27 protein-coding genes are annotated in these 25,737 nt (G+C 36.0%); 16 read left to right on the forward strand and 11 right to left on the reverse strand.

Annotation, left to right across the window (positions count from 1 at the left end; genetic code table 11):
- Positions 1–7 precede the first annotated feature (7 nt).
- The 6 genes from I600_RS01815 to I600_RS01840 all read right to left on the reverse strand — a co-directional run bounded on the left by I600_RS01815 (position 8) and on the right by I600_RS01840 (position 6,067).
- On the reverse strand, positions 8–2,509 hold the full coding sequence (locus tag I600_RS01815; protein WP_058102803.1) for a TonB-dependent receptor plug domain-containing protein: 2,502 nt from the start codon (positions 2,507–2,509) through the stop codon (positions 8–10).
- Positions 2,510–2,532: 23 nt separating this feature from the next.
- Positions 2,533–3,444: a FecR family protein gene (locus tag I600_RS01820; RefSeq protein ID WP_058102804.1), complete on the reverse strand. Its 912-nt coding sequence runs from the start codon at positions 3,442–3,444 to the stop codon at positions 2,533–2,535.
- 37 nt (positions 3,445–3,481) lie between these two features.
- On the reverse strand, positions 3,482–4,003 hold the full coding sequence (locus I600_RS01825) for an RNA polymerase sigma factor (RefSeq protein WP_058102805.1): 522 nt from the start codon (positions 4,001–4,003) through the stop codon (positions 3,482–3,484).
- A gap of 164 nt (positions 4,004–4,167) precedes the next feature.
- Complete coding sequence (locus I600_RS01830) at positions 4,168–4,824, reverse strand: hypothetical protein (RefSeq protein ID WP_058102806.1); 657 nt, start codon at positions 4,822–4,824, stop codon at positions 4,168–4,170.
- A gap of 178 nt (positions 4,825–5,002) precedes the next feature.
- Complete coding sequence (locus I600_RS01835; protein ID WP_058102807.1) at positions 5,003–5,386, reverse strand: response regulator; 384 nt, start codon at positions 5,384–5,386, stop codon at positions 5,003–5,005.
- 300 nt (positions 5,387–5,686) lie between these two features.
- Positions 5,687–6,067 (reverse strand): Fur family transcriptional regulator, encoded by a 381-nt coding sequence (locus I600_RS01840; protein WP_058102808.1) that lies wholly within the window; start codon positions 6,065–6,067, stop codon positions 5,687–5,689.
- An 81-nt stretch (positions 6,068–6,148) separates the two neighbouring features.
- On the opposite strand from I600_RS01840, the gene I600_RS01845 reads away from it, so the two are divergent.
- From I600_RS01845 to I600_RS01890, 10 genes are all read left to right on the forward strand, one after another.
- On the forward strand, positions 6,149–6,553 hold the full coding sequence (locus I600_RS01845; protein WP_058102809.1) for a MerC domain-containing protein: 405 nt from the start codon (positions 6,149–6,151) through the stop codon (positions 6,551–6,553).
- Positions 6,543–7,208: a GTP cyclohydrolase I FolE gene (gene folE / locus I600_RS01850; RefSeq protein ID WP_058102810.1), complete on the forward strand. Its 666-nt coding sequence runs from the start codon at positions 6,543–6,545 to the stop codon at positions 7,206–7,208. The genes I600_RS01845 and folE overlap by 11 nt, the downstream gene beginning before the upstream one ends.
- 99 nt (positions 7,209–7,307) lie before the next feature.
- On the forward strand, positions 7,308–7,550 hold the full coding sequence (locus tag I600_RS01855; RefSeq protein ID WP_058102811.1) for a hypothetical protein: 243 nt from the start codon (positions 7,308–7,310) through the stop codon (positions 7,548–7,550).
- Positions 7,551–7,701: 151 nt separating this feature from the next.
- On the forward strand, positions 7,702–10,071 hold the full coding sequence (locus I600_RS01860; RefSeq protein WP_058102812.1) for a TonB-dependent receptor: 2,370 nt from the start codon (positions 7,702–7,704) through the stop codon (positions 10,069–10,071).
- A 106-nt stretch (positions 10,072–10,177) separates the two neighbouring features.
- A complete protein-coding gene (locus I600_RS01865; RefSeq protein WP_082642932.1) occupies positions 10,178–11,002 on the forward strand; it encodes a DUF4625 domain-containing protein in 825 nt (274 codons plus the stop codon).
- Between the two features lie 57 nt (positions 11,003–11,059).
- A complete protein-coding gene (locus I600_RS01870) occupies positions 11,060–11,539 on the forward strand; it encodes a DUF4625 domain-containing protein (protein ID WP_058102813.1) in 480 nt (159 codons plus the stop codon).
- 135 nt (positions 11,540–11,674) lie between these two features.
- Positions 11,675–12,412, forward strand: a complete 738-nt coding sequence (locus I600_RS01875) for a DUF5995 family protein (RefSeq protein ID WP_262493597.1) — start codon at positions 11,675–11,677, stop codon at positions 12,410–12,412.
- A 299-nt stretch (positions 12,413–12,711) separates the two neighbouring features.
- On the forward strand, positions 12,712–15,939 hold the full coding sequence (locus I600_RS01880; RefSeq protein WP_058104241.1) for a WD40/YVTN/BNR-like repeat-containing protein: 3,228 nt from the start codon (positions 12,712–12,714) through the stop codon (positions 15,937–15,939).
- Positions 15,940–16,195: 256 nt separating this feature from the next.
- Positions 16,196–16,360 carry a Lacal_2735 family protein gene (locus tag I600_RS01885; RefSeq protein ID WP_058104242.1) on the forward strand — a complete coding sequence of 55 codons (165 nt, stop codon included), beginning with the start codon at positions 16,196–16,198 and terminating at the stop codon, positions 16,358–16,360.
- 46 nt (positions 16,361–16,406) lie between these two features.
- Positions 16,407–17,660 carry an NAD(P)/FAD-dependent oxidoreductase gene (locus tag I600_RS01890; protein WP_058102815.1) on the forward strand — a complete coding sequence of 418 codons (1,254 nt, stop codon included), beginning with the start codon at positions 16,407–16,409 and terminating at the stop codon, positions 17,658–17,660.
- A 25-nt stretch (positions 17,661–17,685) separates the two neighbouring features.
- Here I600_RS01890 and I600_RS01895 read toward each other — a convergent pair whose 3' ends face one another.
- Entirely contained in the window at positions 17,686–18,600 is a 915-nt protein-coding gene (locus I600_RS01895; protein ID WP_058102816.1) for a helix-turn-helix domain-containing protein, read from the reverse strand.
- A gap of 149 nt (positions 18,601–18,749) precedes the next feature.
- Between I600_RS01895 and I600_RS01900 the strand changes: the two genes are divergently transcribed.
- The 6 genes from I600_RS01900 to I600_RS01920 are packed head-to-tail and all read left to right on the forward strand — an operon-like array spanning position 18,750 to position 22,417.
- Positions 18,750–19,514, forward strand: coding sequence for a hypothetical protein (locus I600_RS01900; RefSeq protein ID WP_058102817.1), 765 nt, complete (start codon positions 18,750–18,752; stop codon positions 19,512–19,514).
- A 46-nt stretch (positions 19,515–19,560) separates the two neighbouring features.
- Positions 19,561–20,487 carry an alpha/beta hydrolase gene (locus I600_RS01905; protein ID WP_245188825.1) on the forward strand — a complete coding sequence of 309 codons (927 nt, stop codon included), beginning with the start codon at positions 19,561–19,563 and terminating at the stop codon, positions 20,485–20,487.
- Positions 20,488–20,505: 18 nt separating this feature from the next.
- Entirely contained in the window at positions 20,506–20,676 is a 171-nt protein-coding gene (locus I600_RS19440) for a hypothetical protein (RefSeq protein WP_245188826.1), read from the forward strand.
- 11 nt (positions 20,677–20,687) lie between these two features.
- Complete coding sequence (locus tag I600_RS01910; RefSeq protein WP_058104243.1) at positions 20,688–21,161, forward strand: cupin domain-containing protein; 474 nt, start codon at positions 20,688–20,690, stop codon at positions 21,159–21,161.
- A gap of 10 nt (positions 21,162–21,171) precedes the next feature.
- Positions 21,172–21,945, forward strand: a complete 774-nt coding sequence (locus tag I600_RS01915; protein WP_058102818.1) for a carboxymuconolactone decarboxylase family protein — start codon at positions 21,172–21,174, stop codon at positions 21,943–21,945.
- 10 nt (positions 21,946–21,955) lie between these two features.
- Positions 21,956–22,417, forward strand: a complete 462-nt coding sequence (locus I600_RS01920; protein WP_058102819.1) for a cupin domain-containing protein — start codon at positions 21,956–21,958, stop codon at positions 22,415–22,417.
- A 36-nt stretch (positions 22,418–22,453) separates the two neighbouring features.
- Here I600_RS01920 and thiH read toward each other — a convergent pair whose 3' ends face one another.
- The 4 genes from thiH to I600_RS01940 are packed head-to-tail and all read right to left on the reverse strand — an operon-like array spanning position 22,454 to position 25,645.
- Positions 22,454–23,566, reverse strand: coding sequence for a 2-iminoacetate synthase ThiH (gene thiH, locus I600_RS01925; RefSeq protein ID WP_058102820.1), 1,113 nt, complete (start codon positions 23,564–23,566; stop codon positions 22,454–22,456).
- A gap of 5 nt (positions 23,567–23,571) precedes the next feature.
- Positions 23,572–24,336 (reverse strand): thiazole synthase, encoded by a 765-nt coding sequence (locus tag I600_RS01930; protein ID WP_058102821.1) that lies wholly within the window; start codon positions 24,334–24,336, stop codon positions 23,572–23,574.
- A 1-nt stretch (position 24,337) separates the two neighbouring features.
- Positions 24,338–24,991, reverse strand: a complete 654-nt coding sequence (gene thiE / locus I600_RS01935) for a thiamine phosphate synthase (RefSeq protein ID WP_058102822.1) — start codon at positions 24,989–24,991, stop codon at positions 24,338–24,340.
- 12 nt (positions 24,992–25,003) lie between these two features.
- Positions 25,004–25,645 (reverse strand): thiamine phosphate synthase, encoded by a 642-nt coding sequence (locus I600_RS01940; protein WP_058102823.1) that lies wholly within the window; start codon positions 25,643–25,645, stop codon positions 25,004–25,006.
- Positions 25,646–25,737 lie beyond the last annotated feature (92 nt).

The raw sequence follows: 25,737 nt of genomic DNA on the forward strand, positions 1-25,737 counted from the left end.
TTAGTTATTAAAAATGTATGCTGAACTGTAGGTTGGGGGCAAAACCAATAGTTTTACGATAAGGTTCATCTACTGGTGGTTCATTTTGAAAAATATTGACAATATTGTCCTGATCAAATAAATTAACGATTGACAAGCCCACAATTCCTTTCCAACTTTTCTTAGTGTTCGTAAAGCCATACGTGGCAGAAACATCAAATTGATGCATACTTGGAAAACGTTCTGTATACGCTATATCCAAACTATTTTGTGAGGTATTGCTGTCTTCATCAAAATCTGGAACAACTACGGGCATACCTGAAAAGTAACCCCAGGTCACCGCCAAATTAAAAGGATCTAAGTGCCATAAACCCGTAACGTGTAAGATATGGCGTTGGTCAAAAAAAATGGGTAAATCAGTATCAAATTCGGTATCTACCTCACTTAATGAATAACTGAATAACGATTCAAAATTATTCCAACGCTTTTTTATAAATAAATCAGCCCCTTTGCTTTTTAACTTTCCTTCTTCAAGTGTACTAGTGTTGGTCTGTACGGTTACGTTTTTCGTATTCCTACTGTACAACTCTACATCAAACAGCCAGCCCGATCTATTGTACAAAGCTCCTATCATGGCTTGGTAGCCCTCTAAAACGGATGTAGTTGCATCTGGCAGATACCAAAATTGAGATTGATCGTTAAAATCATCAAAATCGTCACGTAGTTTTTTTTGAATAAATTGATGTGAACGACCGGCAGATGTTTTTAAATACAATGCATCACTTAGACTTATATTTATTGATAACCTGGGATCCGCATAAAATCTTTTATTGGGTTCAAAATAGTCCGCATGCATGCCTAAATTGGCCGTCACTTTATCATTCCAGTTTTTATTGTATGAAATGAAAGTACTATGGGTCAATGCATTTTGATCCCTACGACTGTCAATACTATTTTCATCATTTCGCTGATCAAACCGTAAATTATAATCGGTAAGGGTGTACCCGGTTTCTAAAGTAGTATTCTCGTTCAATTGTAGCTGAACTTCACTAATAAACCGAGTATCGTTTATCGTATTTGAATATTTTTCAAAACTTGAGCGTACATCTGCAGAAAAGCCCTCACTTTTATTATCAATATACAAGGACGATGTACTTACTCTTGCCTGTGCACTTAATCTGTCCGAAAATGTACCTTCCCATTTTATAGTCATTCCCCAATTATCCAAATATAAATCCCTGAAATCCCTGTTATCTTTATCATCCGAATCCTCTAAAACTGCAGACAGTCTATTCTGTATATTTATATAACTAATTGTTGCTTTATGATTCTCATTAATATCATAAATCAATTTTGAATTTATATCATAAAAGCCAACTTTAAAATAATCACTATTTACATCGTTGGCAACAGATTCTAAGCGGCTGCCTTGAAAATTTAAATTTGAAAAAGCCCTTAATTTAGGTGAGTTAACTCCTGGATAGTTAGATCTACCTGCCACATAAAGTGCAAGTTTATCTTTTACCAAAGGTACTTCTACCGTTGCACCAGCATAAACCGTATTCGCTTGAACGGTATAAGAAGTTGAATCTGGCACCTTGTTTTTTGTGGTCATGTGAATAAGTCCGCCAACACGACCTCCCCATTTGGCAGAAAGCGTATTTCTTTGAATCTCAATTTCACTTACAGTAGTTGGGTTATACGGTGCGATAGCTCCAAAAAAATGTCCATTATGGTATATTGGTATATCATCAATTTCAATAAGGGACTGATCAAAGGTATTGCCCCTAAAATTTAAACTACCTGGCTTACCGCTGGGGGTGTGTACACCTGGTATATTTTTAACTACATTAAAAACATCTCCGTCCGTTTCACCGGCAAGCAAACCCAAAGATTCCATGTTTATTTGAAACGTATTATCACTAATTTTAGCATTGACCCCCCTGGTCAAATAATCTGTTATTTGAACCTCATTTAAATGAATCATTGCGTGTTGTAGTCGCAATGGAGATTTTAGTTCATTTAGATCCATGGCTTTAATATGTATGGTATTATAAAAAGCCGAATGGATATGAACGGAATCTAATGGAAATAAATTCTTAATGGTATAAGTAGATTTTATAGGATATAAAAACCGTTCTTCTCCTGAATTTATCCGAATAGTAACATTACTTACAAATTCTTCAGATTCTGAATCTACTACCGTAAATGTTACATTTTGCCTAACTGGAATAATCATAAAGGAATTGGTCCCGTTCTCTACAAATTTGACAGGAGCTATTTCTTTAATAGCATTTATGCAATGAATTAAATTATCACATTTAAAATTAGAGGGTAGAACTACTGGGGCTAAAAGGGTATGGTTATAAGTAAAATCTACATTGTAAACATCTTTGAGTTGCTCTAAACGATCAACCAACTTTAAAGCAGGTTCATTTTGTGAATATGCAGAATGATGATAAAATATACAGAAGAAAATACTAAGGAGAACCGTTATTATTGCACTCTTTTTCTGTTTATAATTTATCATACTAGGCTTTAACTGATTCAATGTTATTCAAAAATAACCTTATTACGGTCTTTAATCCGGTATTCAATCTCCATAGTGGTAAAAATAGTGGTAAGAGTATGTTGCAAATCTTTATGTTCTATTGTTCCTGTAAATTGTAATGACTCATAAGCTTTGGGAAGATCTATTTCCACATTATAATATCGTTTAACATCAGCAATTACATTTTTTAGCGGTGTTTTTTCGTAATTGCTAATACCGCTCATCCAATCTGGACGAGACAATTGATGGGTTGTTAATTGGAGTTCTCCATTATGCAGCGTTACGCTTTGACCCATGGTTATTATTTTGTCATTTTCTTGGTATGAAACTTTTATTTTACCTTCATAACAATACACTTTAAATTGATTATTTTGTGTATTGATATTGAATTGTGTTCCTAAAACCGAAACTTGTGCTGTAGGTGTATTGACCACAAATGGTGACCCACTGGTCACCTTAAAATAAGCTTGCCCTTTAAGTGTAACAAGCCTACTTTCTTCCCATTTGTTTTCATTATACGTAATACTAGAACCAGCATCAATTGCTACCTGTGAACCCAATGGCAAGTCTATTGTTTTATTTTCTGCAATTTCGGTTGTGATGGTAGTTGCCCCGGTAGACATAAAATACCAAACGATGCTACATGTAAATAGTACGGCCAAACCTGCGGCAATACCCAACCAATTTTTATTTGTAGATTTTTTGATAGGTACAACCGTAGCATTCGCTTCTTTTAATCTGGACAAACCCGCATCTGCATTAAATGGTTTAACTTTCCAAGTATCAATATCATCTATAACCGTTTTGAGCGCATCTAATTCACCCGATGCTTTCAGTTGTTCTTTCTCCTCGTCACTTAAACGATCATCCATCCAACGGGCAATTAAATTATTATCTTCTAAATGCTTGCTCATACCACTAATACGTTTGAAAAACTATTTAACCAACCCGTTAAATTGAAAAATCTTTAATTTCTGAAATATTGTTCAATTTTATCAAGGCTTTTGAAATGCGTTTCTCAATTGCTGTTTCACTAACTTCTAATCTTAATGCAATTTCTTTATAGGTTAATTTATCTATCCTGTTCATTAAAAAAGCTTCTCTTTGCTTTTCTGGCAGATTAGATATAACAGTTTCAAGCTTTAACCTAAACTCTTTGGTTCTAAGTTTAAAATAAGGATCTTCATTCTCTTGTTCAAGCACTAAACCCCTTTCAAATTTTAATGCTACTTTTTTATTACGGAGCGTATCTATCATAAGGTTTCTTGCCATTTTATATAAAAAACCAGCTACCCTATTGTAAAGTACGGCACTACATTTAGACCACAATTTCACGAATGAATCATGCACAATATCCTCTGCACGTTGCATATCCCCAAATTTGTAATACAGGTAATTACGTAAACTTTCTGCATGGGTTCTATACACTTGATTGTAAACCTGCTCTTCACAAATAGATGGTTCTTGCCCCATTAATCTAAATTAATTCCTTTATCTATAATAATCCGTACTACTATATTTAACAGCCTTTAAAGCTTAAGATGCAATATACTATAAAAATAAAAGCCTATAGATTACTATAGGCTTTGATATATTCATTGTTGACTATTTTGACGATGTTCAAGGAGCGTATTTAATTACTTACTACAGTTTTGATTATAATACAGGACAATAGCTGCTAATTCTGCTCCCTTACCATATTCATCATCTTTAAAGTCCCCATTGTTCATTTTATCAATAAGTGCTTTGCAGTCTCCTAATTGCTTCTTCACCTTTTTCTTGTATCCGATCCAGTCTACATCGCCGACAATTAGCCTATATACCTGTTCAAGATCCGAACCTGGCTTTTTAATGAAGTATTTAATAATAGTACCTCTGGTACTTGGTCCCCTTACAACTCTTCTTGATACCTGTTTTGTTTGACTAGCGGTTAAGTTTCCACTTTGTACAGAATAGGTATCGTAATCAGTTTGTATACTACCATAATTGGTTTGAATATTTTTGGCCAAAAGCATAGTACTGCCATAAACCATAACTTGATATTCCTCTAATTTCTTAGATTTTGCGGAGGTTCTAAAATATTCAATGTCACCTGTCTTTATATGCTCAATTTCTTCATGTGCAATTTTAGCGGTTTCTGAACCTTCTACTGTAAATAGAATCTTACTACCCTTATTTTCTACTATACCCTCTTTAACATCTCCATTTTTAAAGGTTACTGTACCTTTGTGTTGTGCTGATAAATTTGATAATATTAAAAGTAATGCTACTAATGATAAAGTTTTGAATTTCATTTGTTAATGGTTTAAGAATTTTAGAAATTCTATAACGCACTACAAATAAATTAATTACATACAACTCAATCTTTGAAGAATCTTTGTCAAGTTCAAATACAATTGTTACAAACAAGTACTTGTATAGAATCTTCTGCAAAAAGCAGGTATAACCAGACATTTATAGTTACACGATAACCTACTTATAATTACTTACTTTTTCGCCAAACATGTGGCTATAAACCTCATCAATTGCATTATGAATATCTGATTTTGTAAAAGGTTTTGCTACAAAATCTATACAACCAAGCTCTTTTGCCACTACTTCAAATTCTTGTTTGGTTGAGGTTGATATAAAGGGCAACCTATCACTGAACATTTCTAAAAATGAGAGTCCGTTCATACCAGGCATTTCTATATCTGAAATTACAAACTGAGGTTTGTTGATCTGTATATGTACCCATGCATCATAAGAATCTTCAAAAGTGGTTATTTTACCTACTAAAGGGTGGCTTGCAGCCAACTTTTCAGCCAAGGACAACCAAAGATGAGAGTCATCTACAATAACTAGTTCGAGTTTCATACTTTTCGAGTTTAAAGAGGGAAAAGTATCCTATTGTCTCAAAATGAAAAATTAATTCGGTTGAACGGTTTAAAAAGGTCTTCAAATGTTGAAACAAGACATTGAAATCTCTCTTATTCAATACATTTATCTGTAAAAACAGGTGCCTAAAATATCCTGTTAAACCAGTGTTTGCCACAAAAGTAGAAGGCTAGAATTTCTTCTAGCCTTTTGTTCCTTATAACCTTCTTAGGTTTATACCTGTCAAGACTGTACTAATTATTGACAAACGGCTCACCATATCCGTGACCGCAAGTTAATTTAAACAAAACATGCTTCGCACTTACCTTGTATCAATAATTGTGATATCTCTATTTTTCTGTTTGGAATTTCGGGAAGTGATACATGTACGGGCAAACAATCTACCTTACCACATTGTAAACATTGAAAATGTGGATGAACATCTTTATGTTCTTTAGAGGTACAGCCGTTGCATTTTGCATACCATTTTAATCCATCTTTCCCTAAAAAGGAGTGTAGAACTCCATCATCTTCCAACTTATCCAATACACGATAAATAGTGGTTTTATTGAACGTATCTCCTAACTGCTCAATTAAAGTTTTTGCAGAAATGGCCACTGAGCCTGTGCTAAACTCATTAAGTAAAACCTCAACAGCCTTTGTTTTTCTAATTACTCCCATAAAACAAATATAACGCAACTTTGTTGCATTAACAAATATTATGATTACATTTGCAACTCAGTTGTATTAACAATAACATCAATGCTATTAATTAAACAAAAATCTGACATTTTAGGAACTTTTGCCAGTTCCTTATGTCTTATTCATTGTATTGCCACTCCATTTCTATTTCTGGCTCAAGCTAGCGCAGCAACCTTTCACAGTGGTCCGCCTGTGTGGTGGAAATCTTTAGATTACGTGTTCTTGGCTATTTCATTTCTTGCCATATTTTGGTCAACAAAAAACACAACAGTAAAATGGATAAAACCAATGCTTTGGTTAAGTTGGTCTGTACTGGCGGTAATAATTCTAAATGAAAAATTAGACCTTTTCCCAATACCAGAATTTGCTATTTATATTCCTGCTATTGCATTAGTTACATTGCATTTGTATAATAGAAATCATTGTAAATGCGCTACGGATAATTGTTGTATACATGAAGAATAAAGAACAAATAGAGATAGTAGGGGATAACCACTTTTCCTCAAGCATAGAAACCCCGTTAAGAACTGATGCTTTTGCTAAAAGCGATGATGAAAAAATAGAAAACATTCAGCATCATTTTGCCAAAATCATGGAAGAGCTAGGTTTAGATTTAACCGATGATAGTTTATCCGGTACGCCATACCGTTTCGCAAAAATGTATGTAAAAGAATTGTTTTATGGTTTAAACCCAAAAAACAAACCGAAGCTTTCGGTTTTTGAAAATAAGTATGAATACAAGAAAATGCTTATTGAGCAAAACATCACTATAGATTCATCTTGCGAGCATCATTTTTTACCCATTACCGGGCATGCAAATATTGCATACATACCAAAAGATAAAGTTATTGGTTTGTCAAAAATCAATCGCTTAGTAGATTATTATGCTCGTCGTCCTCAGGTTCAAGAAAGACTGGTTCTTCAAATCTTAAACGACCTGCAAGAAGCATTGGGTACTGAAGACGTTATTGTTTCAGTAACCGCCAAGCACCTTTGTGTATCTTCTAGAGGAATTAAAGACCAGAGCAGTTTTACCACAACCTTAGAGTTTGGCGGTCGTTTTTCAGAGACCGATATACGTAATGAGTTTTTAAAAATTATTGGACAGGAAAAGATATAGATCATTAAAGCTTATTACAATCATAAATTTTCAATGAAGGGTAGTCGTATAAAACATAGTATAACTAGAATACTTCTAGTACTTTATCTTTTCACGAATGTGTCTGGACTACATGTTTTATCCCATTCAAATGATGAACAAGAGCATGATACTTGCATTATTTGCGATTATGCCATAATAAATAACTTTACCCCAACTATTTCCCCCAGTTCAAGCTATTTCGGAATAGAGAATCCTGAATTTATAATACCACTTGAAATTGTCACCAATTACCATTTTACAATAGATAGTACTATTGTTACCAAGGCACTATTCTCTAGACCTCCACCTGTATTGCTATAAGTTTCACTACAATTTATGCTAAAAGTTGTCCGATCTATATACCTTATACTATTTGGCTATATAGACTCAATTCATACACTTTTAAGCTAAACGCACCTCTATCATTTTGCTTTTTTAAAGAGCAATAATTCAACTCTTATAGTTCATTATTATGTTTTATAAAATACTGGGTATATGGCTATTCTTTGGTCTATACTCAATGGCACTTGCACAAAATACTTATCAAATTAAAGGTGTTGTGTTACATGCTAAAGACTTATCACCGGCACAAGGCGCCACTATTGTTAGTAAAAATTTGTATGCCGTTTCTATGGAAGATGGAGCTTTTACGATAAACAATGTAGCTGAAGGTACTTACTCCTTTACCGTATCACATATTGGGTGCCAGCCTGCAACCATGAATGTTGAAGTACAGCAAAACATAAAGGAAATAAAAGTTTTTTTACTTGAAGCTGCCACTGAACTAGAGGAGGTAAAAGTCAACGGAAAGACCAAAAATAGGGAAGCCAAAGAAGTACCGATTGTTACACAAACCGTATCAAAGGAGTTTCTAGAACAAAATAGGGAAAACACCTTAATGCAAACTTTGAGCAAAATTGCCGGTGTAAGTACTATTAACATAGGTTCCGGGCAATCTAAACCTGTAATTCGCGGTTTAGGGTTTAATAGGGTTGCCGTCGTACAAAACGGCATAAAACATGAAGCACAACAATGGGGCAATGACCACGGACTGGAAATTGACCAGCACGGCATTGAAAACATACGTATTATTAAAGGACCGGCTTCTTTATTGTATGGTTCAGACGCTATAGCGGGTGTTGTAGATATTCAACCGAATAAAACTCCGTTAACCAATTCTTTTAATGGTGAAGTGAATATTCTAGGTGAAAGCAATAATGATTTGCTGGGTGTTTCTACAGGTATTACGGCTAGAAAAGATAAATGGTTTTATCGCGGAAGATTAACATATAGAGATTACGGAGATTACAAAGTACCTGCAGATAGAATCAATTATGAAAATTACATATTTGAATTGCATGAAAATAATTTAAGAAATACAGCCGGATATGAGGCTGATGCAAGTTTAGGTATAGGTTTTGTCTCTGAGGGTATTAAATCTGAAACCGTCTTTAGCAATGTTAATGCGAAAAACGGATTCTTTGCGAATGCACATGGTTTGGAGGTAAGAACTTCCAGTATAGATTATGACATCTCTAACAGAGATATTGATCTTCCATATCATAAAGTAAACCACTTTAAAATTACCAACAATACTGTTTTAAGCGCGGGTGCACATATTTTAAACATTGACCTTGGCTACCAAAATAACAATAGGGAAGAGCATTCAGAACCCGTACCACATGGGTATATGCCAACACCGCCCGATACCAAGGAAAGATTGTTTATTAAAAATACCTATTCCCTAAATTTTCGTGATACGTTCAAACCCACTGACCAACATAACCTGGTCTTGGGCTTAAATACGGAATACCAAAATAATAATATAGGAGGATGGGGCTTTTTAATCCCGGAATACAATCGGTTTACTGCTGGTGTTTTTGGCTATGATCAGTTTAAGGTAAATTCCAATCTTCATTTGCTAGCAGGTTTACGCTATGATATTGGTAGGGTAGACACCAAAGCGCATTATGATTGGTACCCGTCCACAGTAAATAACGATGATGGTTCCACATCATATATACACCTGCAAAGGTCTAAAAACAAAACTCTTGATTTTGGCAGTCTTAGTGCTTCTCTTGGGCTTAGCTACATTCAAAATAAGACCAGCTATAAAATTAACATTGGTAGAAGTTTTAGAATGCCTTTGGCAAATGAATTAGCATCTGACGGTGTCAACTATCACATGTACCGTTTTGAGCAAGGTAATCTTGATCTAGACCCAGAAATATCATATCAGTTAGATTTAAGTGTAGACCATGCTGAAGAAACTTTTAGTGTAGGGGTTAGCCCGTTCGTGAATTTTTTTCAAAATTATATTTACCTCAATCCAACTTCAAGCTATTTTGAAACCATACAAATTTATGAATATACACAAGCTAAGGTTTTTAGAATGGGAGGAGAGTTCAACGCAAGTGCCTCTATTTTTAAAAATCTGCAATTAGATGCATCTGTAGAATATGTGTATTCTAGACAGCAGAGCGGTCCAAAAGAAGGATTTACGTTGCCATTTTCACCGCCTTTATCTGCCTTACTTTCCGCAAAATATCAATTTAACAAGCTGCTATTCTTTGAGAAACCTCAATTGATCGCAGATTTTAGAATTACAGCCGATCAAGAAGACATTGTTCCTCCCGAAGAAAAAACAGATGGCTATCAAGTTTTAAACATGTCTTTCTTATCAGAATTAGATGCGTTTAGAAATAACGCCCCACTTGAAATGCGCATAAAACTGAATAACGTATTCAATACCAAATACTTTAATCATACCAGCTTTTACAGACTTATAGATGTTCCGGAGGCTGGCAGAAACATCTCATTGTCCCTAACAATACCTTTTTAAAATCAGAAATCAATAATCAATAATCAGTAATCAGTAATCAGTAATCAGTAATCAGTAATCAGTAATCAGTAATCAGTAATCAGTAATCAAATTAAAAATGAAAACAATGAAAACAACTATTATGAAACCAAATTTGAAATTTTTAGCAATCGTTGCGTCTGTCGGACTCTTTTTACAATCATGTAGTAGTGATGATGATGAAGGAGCTATTGAATTAAATGCTCCAGTAATTACCAATTTTGAATTTGGTGAAGGTCATCATGACGAAGATGGGGATGATGATCATGATCATGATTCAGAAGAAGCATACGCTTTTAAAGGTTCAGATATTCATTTAGCAGCAGAAATTGCTGCAGATGCTACCGTAAGTAGTATTACACTTTCTATTCATTCCGATGAAGTAACTGCCGGAGAAGGAGAAGTAGATTGGGATTTTGAACAAGTATTTACAGATGCCAAATACTTGGTGCTTAATCCTGAATTTCATGAGCATGTAGATGTACCAACAAACATTCCTTCTGGCGAATACCATATTGAACTTTTGGTTACCGATGAATTGGGGAACAGCACAGAAGTAGATGGTCACCTTATAATACTAGATGCCATAGCTATTAGTGGTTTTGAAATGGAAGAAACAGTAGCTAGAGGAGATGATTTCCATATTGAATTTATGATTCTAGCTGCGCATGGTATACATAGTATAACCGTAGATATTCATGCAGACGGAGTTACACCTGGAGAAGGAGAAGTAGCATGGGATTTTGAAGAAGAATTTTTAGAAGGTTACCATGAAGAAATGGAAGCGGAATTCCATGAACATATAGATGTACCTGCTACTGCTCCTGCTGGGGAATATCATATCATCTTTACTGTTGAAGATGAAGATGGTAATACCGTAGCATACGAAGCACATATTGATGTAACTGCTTAAATTATAAACAAAACCGCACGGCGTACCAACATGCTGTGCGGTCTTAAATCTAATCTTATGAAATCTACTTTTAAATATTTTTATATTTTATCCATTATAATGCTAACTGCGGCATGTACTAGTGACGACAGCGTTGAAATTGATGAAGAAAAGCCTACAATTACAGTTAACTATACGGCAGGATTTCCTCAAGGTTGCGCGTTACTTACTAGAGGAGAAACCTATAATTTTAGAGCTATGGTAACGGATAATAGTGAACTTGCAGCATACAGCATAGACATACATCATAATTTTGATCACCATACCCATGATGACCAAGTAACAGAATGTGATTTAGGTGAAATTAAATCAGCTGTAAATCCTTTGATCTATGTGGAAAACTTTACTATTGAAGGCGCCTTGTCCAGTTATGAAATCAATATCCCGGTAACTATACCAAATGACATAGATACGGGCGATTACCACTGTGCATATTCGGTTACAGATGCAACCGGTTGGCAAAGCAGAACATCTATAGATATTAAAATTGTGGAGTAAATCTTTATATTAGCGTATCCATTTTGCAGTTTAAAAATTTTAAATGTTCTACATTAGAACAATGAAATTCAATTTTCTTTTTATAAATACGTTTCATCAATAAACTAGATACACAAAATTAGCCGAGCAACCACCATACAACAGGTACTTGACCAATTGGACATCATTATTGATGATGCCATGGTCACGAATAGCCGCATTGGTTATTTTGCTTATCTATACAGAAGGGTAACCGCTGAAATTCAAAAGGAGATAATACTAGGCAATTTTGAAGACAATGCCCGAATGGAAATCTTTGATGTAGCCTTCGCCAATTACTATTTAGATGCCTACAATGGTTATAAAAAGCAGACGTCAATCAGTAAATCTTGGCAATTTTCCTTTGGTTCAAAAGATGAACCTTTGACCATTTTACAGCATATCATGTTAGGTATCAATACCCATATTAATCTTGATTTAGGATTAGCCGCAAGCGCTGTAATGCAAGGCAAACAAATTAGCGATATAGAAAATGATTTTAATATCGTAAATAATATTCTTGGTAATATCATCAATGAAATGCAAGACAGATTAAGTAGGGTTTCTCCCTTACTTTTTCTATTGGACATTGCAGGTAAGAATTCCGATGAAGAGATTATCAATTTTAGTCTGGGCAAGGCTAGGGCATTTTCATGGTACAATGCCAATTTGCTTTGGGGCTTGGGCGTTGGTCATCAAGATAACGCTATACGTCAAATGGATTTAGCGGTTTTACGATTAGGGGAATTCATTAAATCCCCGAAATCAACTCTTATCAACTATACCCTTAAGTTTATAGGGAAATTTGAAGAAAAGAACGTGGGTGCAGTAATTTCTAAATTGCGCAAGGATTAATTTTTATTAAATTGATCAAAACTATATTTACTTTAAAAATATTAATTAGAAATTACTAAAAATCGCAACTGTTTAATAACCAATTCTAAATAATATACCCTACAACTATTAAATTTATAATTGTAAGTTAAAAGAGTATTAAATAATCTTCTTAACCCTAGTAATTTCACTAATTTGAAGCTACATCTAAATAGTAAATTTGAGTTCTTTTTAAGGGACAGTTGGTAGATTTTCAACTTGTCTTTTACCCTTTATTTTCTATTTCGAAGTTACAACACAAATTAAACTACAATCAAACTATGAAAACTATTATTAAAACTGTACTACTATTGCTATGCATTAGTAGTATCGGGTTCTCTTTGCGTGCACAAGAAAAAAACAAAAATCCCTTTAGTGGACTAAAATTTAGAAATATTGGTCCTGCAATGACCTCTGGTCGTATTGCCGATATTGCTATTCATCCTGAAAATGAAAATATCTGGTACGTAGCCGTTGGTTCTGGCGGCATGTGGAAAACAATGAATTCTGGAACTACCTGGACACCTATTTTTGAAAAACAAGATGCCTATTCAATGGGTTGTGTAACCATAGACCCTAGTAATCCACACACTATTTGGGTAGGAACAGGTGAAAACGTAGGTGGTCGCCATGCCGGTTTTGGTGATGGGATCTATGTTAGTCATGATGATGGTAAAACATGGAAGAATATGGGTCTAGAAAATTCTGAACACCTTTCCAAAATTATTGTACATCCTACCGATTCCGACACCATTTGGGTAGCTTCACAGGGTCCTTTATGGAGTAAAGGTGGCGATCGTGGTGTCTATAAAACTATAGATGGTGGTAAAACTTGGAAACGTACCTTGGGTGATGCTGAATGGGTAGGAGCAACAGATATGCTAATAGATCCAACCAATCCTGATGTTCTATATGCGGCTACATGGCAAAGACACAGAACTGTTGCCGGCTATTTAGGCGGCGGTCCTGGTTCTGGACTTCACAAAAGTACGGATGGTGGTGAAACTTGGAAGCCTTTAAAAAATGGTATCCCAAAATCTAATCTTGGTAAAACGGGCTTGGCCATGTCCCCATTTAACCCAGAAGTTATCTATGCCGCGCTTGAGCTTGACAGAACCAAAGGTGGTTTCTATATGTCCAACAATGGTGGAGAATCTTGGGTTAAACAATCTGATGCCGTTTCTGGTGGTACGGGTCCACATTACTATCAAGAAATTATTGCTTCGCCACATGAAGAAGGTACGGTTTACTTTATGAACAATAGTGCATTGGTAACTAAAGACCACGGGAAGACCTTTACACAAATGAGCAGGTCTAACCAACATAGTGACAGTCATGCACTGGTATTTAAAAAATCGGACCCAAATTATTTATTAATCGGTACTGATGGTGGCTTATATGAAAGTTTTGATAATACCCAAAGCTGGAAATATGTAAGAAACCTGCCTATAACCCAATATTTTAAAATTGCCGTTGACGATGCTAAACCATTTTATAATGTGTATGGCGGCACGCAAGATAATGGTTCACATGGTGGACCTTCACGTACCAGAAGTTCCGATGGTATAGCTAGTGCAGATTGGTGGAAAACCCTAGGTGCGGATGGTGCACAAACGGCTACAGAACCTGGTAATCCTGATATTACATATGGTGAATTTCAGCAGGGGGCGTTATGGAGAATTGATAGTAAAACTTTAGAAAGTGTTTTTATACAACCTCAAGCCAGGGAAGGTGACCCGTTTGAACGTTTCAACTGGGATGCTCCAATTCTTGTGAGTCCACATAACCCAACTCGCTTATATTTTGCATCGCAACGTGTATGGAAATCAGAAAACAGGGGAGATGCTTGGGAACCTATTTCAGAAGACCTTACATTGAACCAAGAACGGATGGAGTTCCCTTATTATGGAACATCGCAAAGCTGGGACAATGCTTGGGATATTAAAGCGATGTCTAATTACAATACCATAACCTCACTAGCTGAATCTCCAAAACAGGAAGGTTTAATTTATGCCGGTACGGATGACGGACTTATTCAAGTTACTGAAGATGGTGGAGCAACGTGGAGAAAATTTAGCCTAAATAACATTAAAGGTGTTCCTGAAACTCCCTTTGTAAATGATGTTAGAGCTGATCTTTTTGACGCAAATGTGGTATATGCTGCATTGGACAATCATAAATACGGAGATTACAAACCATATATTATTATAAGTAGTGACAAAGGAAAATCTTGGACTTTAATCAATGGTAACCTACCGAATAAATTACTGATTTGGAGACTGGTACAGGACCATGTTAAAAAAGATATACTTTTCGCTGCCACTGAATTCGGTGTATACGTCACCTTAAATGGTGGTGGTAAATGGACTAAGCTTGAAGATGGTATGCCTAATATTCCTATCCGAGATATTACCATACAACGTCGAGAAAATGATTTGGTTGCAGGATCGTTCGCAAGAGGTATCTATATTTTAGATGATATCTCACCATTGCGTGAGTATGATGCTAGTGCTTCGGCTAAACTTTTCCCAGTTAAAACCGTGCCATGGTATAAACCATCTAGTAGGGTAGGTAGCCAAGGTGATGCTGAATGGATAGGTGAAAACCCACCTTTTGGCGCAACATTTACTTATTTCATGTCTAATAAACTAAAATCAAAAAAAGACATTCGTAAAGCTGCGGAGAAAAAAGGTACAGGCAAATTTCCTGGATGGGATGCGCTGGAAGAAGAGAAATTACAAGATGGACCATCAATCGTATTGGTAATCAAAGACGCTAGCGGAAATGTGATAAACAGCGTAAAAGGTACCAACAAAGAAGGCTTTAATCGCGTAAGCTGGAATTTGAGCTATCCAAATAAAAATGGAGAACGTTTAGAAGCCCCAAGAGGAAGACGTGGTCGCCGTGGAGGTGGCATTATAGTTACACCGGGCGAATATTCAGTAACATTAATGAAGCGTGAAGATGGAGTGAATACTGTTTTACAAGGTCCGGAATTATTTAATGTAACACCTGTATTTGAAAGTGCTTTACCTAGAAAGTCAAATGAAGAAATCAGTAATTTTAGAGAAGCTGCTTTTGCTTTTCAACAAGATTTAACAGCTACAAATATTGCCTTGTCCACAAGTCAAAAAACCGTTAATGCCATGTTACGTGCCTTGAACAAAGCACCTAATCCTTCTGAAGATTTGTATAAAAAATTATACGATACTAAAAACAACTTATTGGCTATCGATAAGGAGTTAAACGGTGATGAGATAAAAGAAGAAATAGGTGAACGTTCTAACCCTACAGCCAGTGATGGTAGTTCAATAGGGTGGAGAGCCTTAGGAACTACCTACGGACCAACAGGTGAACATAAAGCCTTTTTAAGTCGTGTACAAAGTCAGCTTAAGAAAGTAAAGACCAAGCTTCAGCCGATAATAGAAACCGAACTACCAGCACTTGAAGGTGAATTGAAAAAATCTGGAGCTCCTTGGATTGAAGGTCAAGGACTTATCAAAAATTAATTTCAAGAATAGTTATAAGCAGCACTAGTACTGCTCAACAAGAACATATACCGCTTAAAAACTTAGTCGTACAAATTCATATGTCTAAGTTTTTAAGCGGTATTTTTTTATGTTAGCACGTATAAATTTCAACTTAATTACTTCAATAACACCTAGGTTTGGATTATTTTGTTTAACTATTTATTGTATTAATTAAACATTATGTATTTTTAGTGTCTAATTTGTAGAGATAAAATTCATGAGTAATATTAAAATTATGTTCGGAATATTTAAAAAAAAGTCGGAAAAAGAAAAGTTACAATCTCAATATGAAAAATTGTTGAGTGAAGCTCATAAACTTTCTACCACCAATAGAAAAATGAGCGATCAAAAAGCTTTTGAAGCCGATGAAATAATGAAAAAAATTGAAATGCTTTCTTAATTAAACTTATTCAATTAGAAATAGTAATAAAGTGAAGTAGGTAAACATGGATAAGCAGGATTATAAAATACATATTATAGGTGCCGGAGTTAGTGGATTGATAGCTGCGACTGTTTTAGAACAAAACGGATTTTCTCCTATAATTATTGAAGCTACGGATAGAGTTGGAGGTAGGGTAAAGACAGATAAGATAAATGGTTATCAATTAGATCAAGGTTTTCAAGTATTGTTAACTGCATATCCAGCTGCTCAAAAATATCTAGATTATAAATCTTTGGAGCTACAACACTTTTTACCTGGCGCGTCAATTTTCAAGAATAAAAAACAAGAGGTAATAGGTGATCCGCTAAGGGATACATCGCTGCTGTTTTCAACTCTTTTTTCTAGTATTGGTTCATTTTCAGACAAATTAAAAATTTTAAAATTAAACACTAGACTTAAGAATAAAACTATTGATGAGATTTTCTCAGACAAAGAACAATCTACTCTTTCTTATTTAAAAGCACTAGATTTCTCTGAAAGTATGATCAATGATTTTTTCAAACCATTCTTCAGCGGAATATTTTTAGAAGACCAACTAGAAACCTCTAGCAGAATGTTTGAGTTTGTTTATAAAATGTTTGGTGAAGGCAGTGCTGCATTACCTAAAGGTGGCATTGTAGAAATTCCTAAACAATTATTACAGAAATTAGAAAATACTACAGTTACGTATGACTCAGCCGTATCCTCAGTCGTAGATGGTAAAATTATTCTTAGAAATGGACAAGAAATAGTAAGTGATTTTATTATCGTTGCAACTGAAGCTAGTAGCTTAATTCAAAACTTAAAGAATCAGACAATTGATTGGCAGCGTTGTGATACTTTATATTTTGAAACGGAAGACAGGGCAATTCAAAAACCGTTGATCGGATTAATTCCTGATCAAAACACATTGATCAACAATATTGTTTACCATACCGGTCTCAAAACATCCGTAAATGGCGGTAAAGAATTACTCTCGGTTACCGTGGTGAATAATCAGGGCTTATCCGGGAATACTCTTGTTGACCAAGTACAAAAGGAGCTAAAAGAATTTTGTGGTATTACCACTGGCTCATTTATAAAACACTACAGCATTCCTAAGTCACTACCAAAACTAAGTGATTTGCAATATGAAATATCACCTTCTGAAACTCGCTTGACGGAAACTATATATTTGGCAGGTGACGTACAATTAAACGGTTCATTAAATGCCGCAATGATTGCCGGTGAAAAAGCGGCGCTTGGTGTTATAGAAAATTTGCAGGGTTTATTTAAATAATGCTTATATATAGTCTTTACTCTGTTTAATTCAGAGAGGCCCTGAATTCCTTTGGTGAATGTCCCACCTTTTGCTTGAATAACCGACTAAAGTGTTGCGGATATTTAAATCCTAGTTCATAAGCAATTTCACTGACCGATTTATTTGAATCGAACACTTTCTCTTTTGCCACATCGATCAGTTTTGATTGAATATATTCTTGTGCAGATTTACCGGTTTCCTTTTTAACCAGATCACCAAAATAATTGGAAGATAAATGTAGTTCATCTGCAAAATAACCTACGGACGGCAATCCATTGGTTTTTGGCTTATCCGAAGAAAAATAGCTACTTAGAAGGTTGTCAAACTTTTCTAAGGTTCCTTTGTTCACCACTTCTCGTGTAATGAATTGACGATCATAAAAACGAAGGCAGTAATCTAAAAACAATTCAATATTGGTAACGATCAGATTCTTGCTATGCTTATCTATAGGCTGTTCTAGTTCAAATTGGATTTTATCCAATAAACTCAAAATTACTTTTCGCTCTTTTGCCGACAGATGCAAGGCTTCATTACTGGAGTAGGCAAAGAAATTAAATTCATGTATTTTTTTAGCCAAGTCCGTACCCAATAAAAGGTCCGGGTGAAATAACAAGGCATAACCTTTTGGCACATAACCCGGTTCATACCCCCCAAATTCTATAGTTTGGTTGGGCGCCATAAAAACCAAGGTACCCTCATCATAATCGTATGAACTACCGCCGTATTTTAATTTACAGCCTACGGCATCTTTCAAAAAAATAGCATAACAGCTATAATGAAATCCATCATAGGATTTATTGGTATATCCGCTTTCATCTACCCTAACAAAGTCTACAATACCCACCAACGGGTGAAGTACCTCGTAATTTCTTAGTTTAAAGTAATCTGCAATGGTTTTGATTTCCAATATATTTTTCACGACCGGTTGATTTTAAAATAAAGATAACCTATTGATAGACAAATCATCAAGTGTAATGATAATATCAGTAATAATGGTATAAACATCAGTTATTCGGGTAGTATAGTACCTGTTTTCTTAGCCTAATTTTGGCAATGTAATCACGTTAAATGAAGAAGATAGGAACTTTTTTGCTATTGCTATTAGGCATGACCTCTTATTCGCAGGAAAATGAACAAGAGAAAAACAACATGTTTTTAGATGATTTTAGAGGTACTGCCAGTATTACCCATAATGGCGTATCATTGGTTCCTTCTTTTTCTTTAGGTGATCCTGCTTTGTTGTTCGATTTAAAGTTTATTAAAAAGAAATTCAGTTTTGAACCAGATATGCGTTTTTCGCTCGAAGGCAAACCATGGACCATGCTTTTTTGGTTCAGGTACAAAGCAATGGAAAATAAAAAGTTCTCTTTAAGGTTAGGGGCTCATCCGGGATTAAATTTTAGAACGGTCAATATCATACGTAACGGACAAAGTGAAGCTCTTTTAGAATCTAGAAGATACTTAGGTGCAGAAGTGGTGCCTAAATATCAAATCACCAATAAAATAGGAGTAGGTATGTATTATTTATATGGTCGAGGTTTTGACGAAGGAGTGAAAGAAACTAATTTTTTGGTATTCAATCTTTCATTCAACCAAATAGCTCTCTCAAACTCGTTATTTTTAAACTTTACGCCACAAGTTTATTATCTTACTTCAGATGAACTTACGGGATACTATACTTCGGGATTTTTAACCATAGCGAAGAAGAACTGTCCATTTTCATTGACCGGAGTTATAAACAAAGGCATTAGCACACAAATATTGCCCGATGACGATTTTACATGGAGTATTCTTTTAAACTATAGTTTTCTATCAAAAAAAAGAAAGATTTAGGAAAGGGTACAACTTTATTAAATTGACTATTTAAACAAAGTAATACATGATAAAGCTAAAATATACATTAGTACTTGCAAGCCTACTTTTATTTGCTAGTTGTAATGAACAAAACAAGCAAATAGCAGATACATCTGTTGAAACAAATGATATTATTTCTATTCAAAAACAAGGGACTTTTGCCGTTGGTGGTTCGGTTAAGAAAAGCCCTGGAACTTTTGACCCCATTACCCATGGTGCTTTTAATCCTTCAAATCAAAGTACCCAAGGGCAGACTTTGCATGGAGACCATGCGTCAGTATTCTATCAAATTCCTATAAGGCCCCGTAAGCTTCCGCTAGTATTTTGGCACGGTTACGGTCAGTCCATGCGAACTTGGCAAAGTACTACAGATGGCAGGGAAGGGTTTCAAAGTATATTCCTTAAAAAACGGTATCCTATCTATTTATTGGATCAACCCAGAAGAGGATTGGCAGGACAAAGCTTAGAACCAAAAACATTGGAATCAAGAACTGAAGACCAACTATGGTTTGGTATTTTTAGATTGGGCGAGGGTACAAGTTTTTATCCAAACGTTCAATTTTCTAAAACTCCTGAAGCTTTAGATCAATTTTTCCGTCGTAGTACTCCAGATACGGGACCTTTAAACATCAACCTTAATATTGAAGCGGTTTCTCAATTATTCGGAAAAATTGGTGACGGAATTCTCGTTACTCATTCCCATAGTGGTGGACAAGGTTGGAGTGCAGCTCTAAAGAATGATCGCATTAAAGCTATAGTAGCGTATGAACCTGGTAGTAATTTTGTATTTCCAGAAAATCACATTCCTGAGCCAATTTCTTATGTGGGCGGAACATTACGTGCTAGTGGTATAGCTATGGAAGAGTTTCAAAAACTGACCAAAATTCCTATAGTAATTTATTATGGGGATTATATCCCTGAAAATGAGGTTGAAAACCCTGGTCAAGATTAATGGCGTGCCGCTCTTTCCATGGCGCGTAAATGGACAAAAACACTAAACGATGCTGGTGGTGATGTTACTTTAGTAGTCTTACCAGAAATAGGAATAAAGGGAAATACACACTTCCCAATGTCCGATTTAAATAATCAAGAAATAGCCGATCTGATGTACAATTGGCTAGAAGAAAAGAAATTAAACTAAAAAACAAGGAAATGAAAAATCTAATGACAATAGTACTGTTTATCCTTCCCATTTGCATTTTTGCCCAAAATACGGACTACAAAGTATCTTCATATAAAGACGAAGGCTTTAAAGCACCAAATACGCATTATATTGGCGAAGCATGGTTGAACGGTGTATTACAGGCAGATGATGAAACCGACTTTAATATTACCAAAGCCACTTTTAAGGCAAATTCTACATTAGACTGGCACAAACATTCAACTTCTCAAATTCTTATTTACGTTGACGGTGAAGGTTATTATCAAGAAAGAGGAAAAGACCCTGTGATACTTAAAGCAGGCGATGTGATTAAATGCGATAAAGAAACAGAACACTGGCACGCTTCAACCAAGGATAGTGATGTCACTTATTTAGCAATTTATGGAGGAGGACAACCCACCACATGGACCGAAGTGATATCTCAAGAATATTATGATAGCGTTGCCGATCAACTGAAAGACTAATATACCCCTTATGAAATTAAAGCAATTGAGTACTAAACCTATAATACGTTTAAGCAATATCCTTACTACGGCAACAGTATTGTTTTGGGTATTATTATTTATCAGTTTTCAATCTAACGCGCAAGAATTAACTTTAAACAATGCTTTAACTGATAAAGAAACCAGCATCATCAAAATTGCAAGTTATACTGCACAAGGTGATTTAGAGAACTTAAAGGTTGCGCTCCATGATGGGCTGGATAATAAGCTCACCGTTAACCAAATTAAAGAGGTGTTGGTACATGTGTACGCCTATGCCGGGTTCCCAAGAAGTATTCGTGGTTTACAAACTTTTTTACAAGTGCTTGATGACCGTAAAGAAATGGGCGTTATTGATGAAAGGGGAGTAGAGGCAACTCCTATTTCAGATACAGGCGAAAAATACATGCGAGGAAAGCAAATTTTAGAGACTTTGATAGGTAGATCCTTAGACGGACCTAAACCGGAATACCAAAAGTTTTCACCCGAAATGGACAGGTTTCTTAAAGAACACTTATTTGCCGATATTTTTGAGCGCGATGTACTTACGTATAAACAACGTGAACTGGTGACCATTTCTGTCATAGCTAGTTTAGGTGCCTTAGAGCCCATGCTAACCAGTCACCTAAACCTTTCATTGAATGTGGGTTGGCAACCAGTTCAACTGCATTACTTTATAACCACTATAGAACGCACAGCTTCACCTGAGCACGTAAAAACTGCAAAAGATGTTCTTGCCAAGGTTCTAGAAAATGTAACAGATTAAATAAGATATAATGCTAATTAGAAAATTAATATACATCAGTATCGTTATGGTAATTGCTGGATGTAGCGGAACCAGTCACCTTAAGCAGCAAGACACTATATTCCCAAAAGGAACGGAAATAACCAATGACCACTTTACAGGAACTGCATGGTTAAATATGTTAGCCCCTCCAGACGGATTAAATACCATGTATGCTGGTTTAGTCACCTTTGAACCCGGTGCACGTACCAATTGGCATTCACATCCTGCAGGACAAATATTGATTGTAACACAAGGAGAAGGTTATTACCAAGAGGAAGGAGAACCAAAGCGTATATTGCGTAATGGCGAGACTGTAAAATGCCTGCCAAATGTTAAGCATTGGCATGGTGCCACTCCAAATTCAACGGTTGCACATATTGCAATCTCGGACCGTCATCAAGGTCCGGCGCAATGGTATGATCCCGTTACGGACAATGAATTTCACAATTAAGGTTTTGGCGACATATATGTTACCCCAATAATATGTTTACCCCCAATTGTTAGACCAGTCTTTCCAAACCACATCTAATCCTTGTGCCTTCAGCATTTCTGTAATTTCCTCCGTTGGCCTTTCATCAGATATTTCAAATTGTTCCAATGATTCTGGCGCTACGGCATACCCACCTGGGTTGGTTTTGGATTCTGCGCTTATGGAGGTAATGCCTAAATTGACAATGTTATTTCTAAATATTTCACTTTCACGTGTAGATATAGAAAGTTCTACATCTTCATCCAATAACCGAAAAGCACAAATTAGCTGCACCAAATCTGGATCCGTCATTTCAACTTTAGGTTCCAGCCCGCCCGAATGTGGTCTTAACCGAGGGAAAGAAATGGAGTATTTTGTCTTCCAATAGGTTTTCTGTAAATATTTTAAATGTAGTGCTGTAAAAAAACTATCGGCTCGCCAATCTTCCAGCCCGAATAAAGTACCTAATCCAATTTTATGAATACCCGCCTTGCCCAAGCGATCGGGCGTGTCCAACCTAAAATCGAAATTCGACTTTTTACCTTTTGGGTGGTGTTTTTTGTATTCGTCCCTATGATAGGTCTCTTGATATACCAACACAGCATACAATCCGCTTTCGATCAATAGCTCATATTCATCTTGCAATAAAGGCTGAACTTCAATAGTAATGTTCGCAAATTGAGAACGAATCAATTGTAAGGCATTATTGATATAGTCTACACCAACTATTTTGTTTGCCTCACCGGTTACCAAAAGAATATGGTCATAGCCTTTAGATTTTATATAGGCAACTTCTTTTAAAATTTCAGCATCGGTCAAGGTTCTACGCGGTATTTTATTGGTCATGCTAAATCCGCAATAGGTACAAATATTTTGGCATTCGTTACTTAAATACATGGGCGAATACATTTGTATGGTATTGCCAAAGCGCTTTTTGGTCAACTGCCTACTTAACTGCGCCATTTGCTCCAAATAAGGTTTTGCAGCGGGCGAAATCAATGCTTTGAAATCTTCTAAATCGTGTTTAGAATTGCCCAGTGCACGTAACACATCATGCTCCGTTTTTACAAAAATACTCTCTAAGGTTTTATCCCAATTATAGGTATCAAAGACTGACTTAAAATTTCTCATGTTGCTTAGTTCAAGAAACTGGTTAACGGACTGCTTGCTTCGGCTTTTTTATGCACTACCGGAGCCAATTTTGCTTCATAGGCCATTCTGCCCGCTGTTACGGCCATTTTAAATGCTTTTGCCATTTCAACAGGATGTTGGGAAACCGCTATTGCCGTATTTACCAGCACTGCGTCTGCACCTAATTCCATCGCAAAGGCAGCATGTGATGGTGCCCCAATACCGGCATCAACGATAACCGGAACATTGCTCTGGTCTATTATAATCTCCAGAAAATCTTGCGTTTTCAGGCCTTTGTTACTGCCTATTGGAGCGCCTAACGGCATTACACTTTGCACACCGACTTCTTCCAAACGTTTGCACAAAACGGGATCGGCATGTATGTAGGGCATCACCACAAAACCTAATTTCACAAGCTCTTCCGCTGCATTTAAGGTTTCTAAAGGGTCTGGCAGCAAGTATTTTGGATCAGGATGTATTTCCAATTTCACCCAGTTGGTCTCTAGAGCCTCACGAGATAATTGGGCGGCAAATACCGCTTCTTTTGCCGTACGCACCCCAGATGTATTGGGCAATAAATTTATACGTTCATGTTGTAAATGCCGTAATATATCGTCTTGTGTATCTTCCACATCTACACGTTTAAGGGCAACGGTGACCAACTCACTTTCTGAAGCCAATAAAGCTTCTTTCATTAATGACGACGAGCTAAATTTCCCTGTCCCTGTGAACAATCGTGAACTAAACTTTTTATCTGCGATCTGTAACATATTATTTTATTTTTTCGTCTGAGATCCAACGCTGCTCATCAAGCGGACCTCCATTAATCAATTTTTTAAATTCTGATATGGAATTGAAGTTTCGGGTTATTTCGCCAGATACCGCAATACCATGAACACCGGTTTTCATTAGTTCCGTAACATCTTCCAAAACAATACCACCTATGCCGATAACCGGTACCTGCGATTTTAATTCTTCAAGGATGGTCAAATACCCGTTTATGCCTAAAACCGGACTCAAATTTTCTTTGGTCTTCGTAAAACGAAAAGGACCTAGACCTATATAATCCACTTTCTTATCCAATAAAGCTTCACAATCTTCTAAGGTATTGGCCGTACCGCCAATAATTTGCCATGATGCCAGTTCTTTTCTAGCAACGGTAGGGCAGGTATCGGTCTTTCCTAAATGTACTCCGTCCGCTTTTACCGAAGCTGCAATCTTATAAAAGTCATTGATTATTAATCTCGTCTGGTATTTTTCCGTGATCTCCCTTGCTTTTTTTGCGGTTTCCCAAACCACTTTTCCCGGTAACTTCTTTAGGCGTAGCTGCACCAGTTCCGCTCCTGCAGTACATGCTTTTTGAATGTGCTCTAAATGCTCTTCGGGTGTTTGTCCCTGTGATATATAGTGTAATTTCGGAATCATATATTTTACTGCTTAATTGCCTTTTGTATTGTTCTTTATTTGTGCCTTCCGCTTTTTCATCCATGCCTGTTCATATGCCGTTTTTAAGTTTATAAAGCTTTGTATAGGGTTGTCCATATTCCATACACCGCCTAAGACCCCAATTCCCCCAAATCCTAAACTTAAGGTTTCTGCTATGTTGGTATTGGTAATACCGCCCATACCTATAATTAATTTAGTACTATGGTTAACATTAAAACCTTTGCCTTCATATCCTTTTTTAGAGATGGATGTAAAAACGGGACTCAGCAAATGGTAATCGAACTCAAATTCACAAGCTTCCAATACCTGTGGGTCATGAAAAGAGGAACTTATGGTTTTACCATACATATTCAATTTTTTAAAGTACTGACCGGGGTTATCAATATGATCTATTCGCATTTGTTCTTGAAAATGCAACCCTTTAAGAGGATAATCATTGATCAGCTCATGATGTAAGTGTACTACGATCCTATTATGATATTTTGAATCTATCGAATTCAAATAATCACAATGTTCTTGATAGTCCTTAAAAGGTTTTCTTAGATGATAATATTCCAAACCTTCCTGAAACAATTGATGTAGCAGTTCAATTTCGTTAGGAATATCTTTTTCCGGTGCTATTAGTACGATCATTTTTTTGAGTTAAGGATTGCAATGAAAATCCTTTTGCCTTTTTGCAAAAGATTGAAATGGAAAGCCTGCCCACGCTTTTTAGCGTGGGAACT

Origin of the sequence: Maribacter dokdonensis DSW-8 (genome assembly GCF_001447995.1) — a bacterium.
Taxonomy (GTDB): domain Bacteria; phylum Bacteroidota; class Bacteroidia; order Flavobacteriales; family Flavobacteriaceae; genus Maribacter; species Maribacter dokdonensis.

Coding starts and splice junctions, on each gene's coding strand:
- I600_RS19440 (WP_245188826.1), top strand. CDS start 20,506: ATGGCGCGTAAATGGACAAAAACACTAAACGATGCTGGTGGTGATGTT.
- I600_RS01825 (WP_058102805.1), bottom strand. CDS start 4,003: ATGGGGCAAGAACCATCTATTTGTGAAGAGCAGGTTTACAATCAAGTG.
- I600_RS01815 (WP_058102803.1), bottom strand. CDS start 2,509: ATGATAAATTATAAACAGAAAAAGAGTGCAATAATAACGGTTCTCCTT.
- I600_RS01870 (WP_058102813.1), top strand. CDS start 11,060: ATGAAATCTACTTTTAAATATTTTTATATTTTATCCATTATAATGCTA.
- I600_RS01900 (WP_058102817.1), top strand. CDS start 18,750: ATGAAGAAGATAGGAACTTTTTTGCTATTGCTATTAGGCATGACCTCT.
- I600_RS01905 (WP_245188825.1), top strand. CDS start 19,561: ATGATAAAGCTAAAATATACATTAGTACTTGCAAGCCTACTTTTATTT.
- I600_RS01820 (WP_058102804.1), bottom strand. CDS start 3,444: ATGAGCAAGCATTTAGAAGATAATAATTTAATTGCCCGTTGGATGGAT.
- I600_RS01840 (WP_058102808.1), bottom strand. CDS start 6,067: ATGGGAGTAATTAGAAAAACAAAGGCTGTTGAGGTTTTACTTAATGAG.
- I600_RS01885 (WP_058104242.1), top strand. CDS start 16,196: ATGTTCGGAATATTTAAAAAAAAGTCGGAAAAAGAAAAGTTACAATCT.
- I600_RS01865 (WP_082642932.1), top strand. CDS start 10,178: ATGAAAACAACTATTATGAAACCAAATTTGAAATTTTTAGCAATCGTT.
- I600_RS01830 (WP_058102806.1), bottom strand. CDS start 4,824: ATGAAATTCAAAACTTTATCATTAGTAGCATTACTTTTAATATTATCA.
- thiE (WP_058102822.1), bottom strand. CDS start 24,991: ATGATTCCGAAATTACACTATATATCACAGGGACAAACACCCGAAGAG.
- I600_RS01940 (WP_058102823.1), bottom strand. CDS start 25,645: ATGATCGTACTAATAGCACCGGAAAAAGATATTCCTAACGAAATTGAA.
- I600_RS01930 (WP_058102821.1), bottom strand. CDS start 24,336: ATGTTACAGATCGCAGATAAAAAGTTTAGTTCACGATTGTTCACAGGG.
- I600_RS01910 (WP_058104243.1), top strand. CDS start 20,688: ATGAAAAATCTAATGACAATAGTACTGTTTATCCTTCCCATTTGCATT.
- I600_RS01890 (WP_058102815.1), top strand. CDS start 16,407: ATGGATAAGCAGGATTATAAAATACATATTATAGGTGCCGGAGTTAGT.
- I600_RS01880 (WP_058104241.1), top strand. CDS start 12,712: ATGAAAACTATTATTAAAACTGTACTACTATTGCTATGCATTAGTAGT.
- I600_RS01915 (WP_058102818.1), top strand. CDS start 21,172: ATGAAATTAAAGCAATTGAGTACTAAACCTATAATACGTTTAAGCAAT.
- I600_RS01845 (WP_058102809.1), top strand. CDS start 6,149: ATGCTATTAATTAAACAAAAATCTGACATTTTAGGAACTTTTGCCAGT.
- thiH (WP_058102820.1), bottom strand. CDS start 23,566: ATGAGAAATTTTAAGTCAGTCTTTGATACCTATAATTGGGATAAAACC.
- I600_RS01860 (WP_058102812.1), top strand. CDS start 7,702: ATGTTTTATAAAATACTGGGTATATGGCTATTCTTTGGTCTATACTCA.
- I600_RS01920 (WP_058102819.1), top strand. CDS start 21,956: ATGCTAATTAGAAAATTAATATACATCAGTATCGTTATGGTAATTGCT.
- I600_RS01835 (WP_058102807.1), bottom strand. CDS start 5,386: ATGAAACTCGAACTAGTTATTGTAGATGACTCTCATCTTTGGTTGTCC.
- folE (WP_058102810.1), top strand. CDS start 6,543: ATGAAGAATAAAGAACAAATAGAGATAGTAGGGGATAACCACTTTTCC.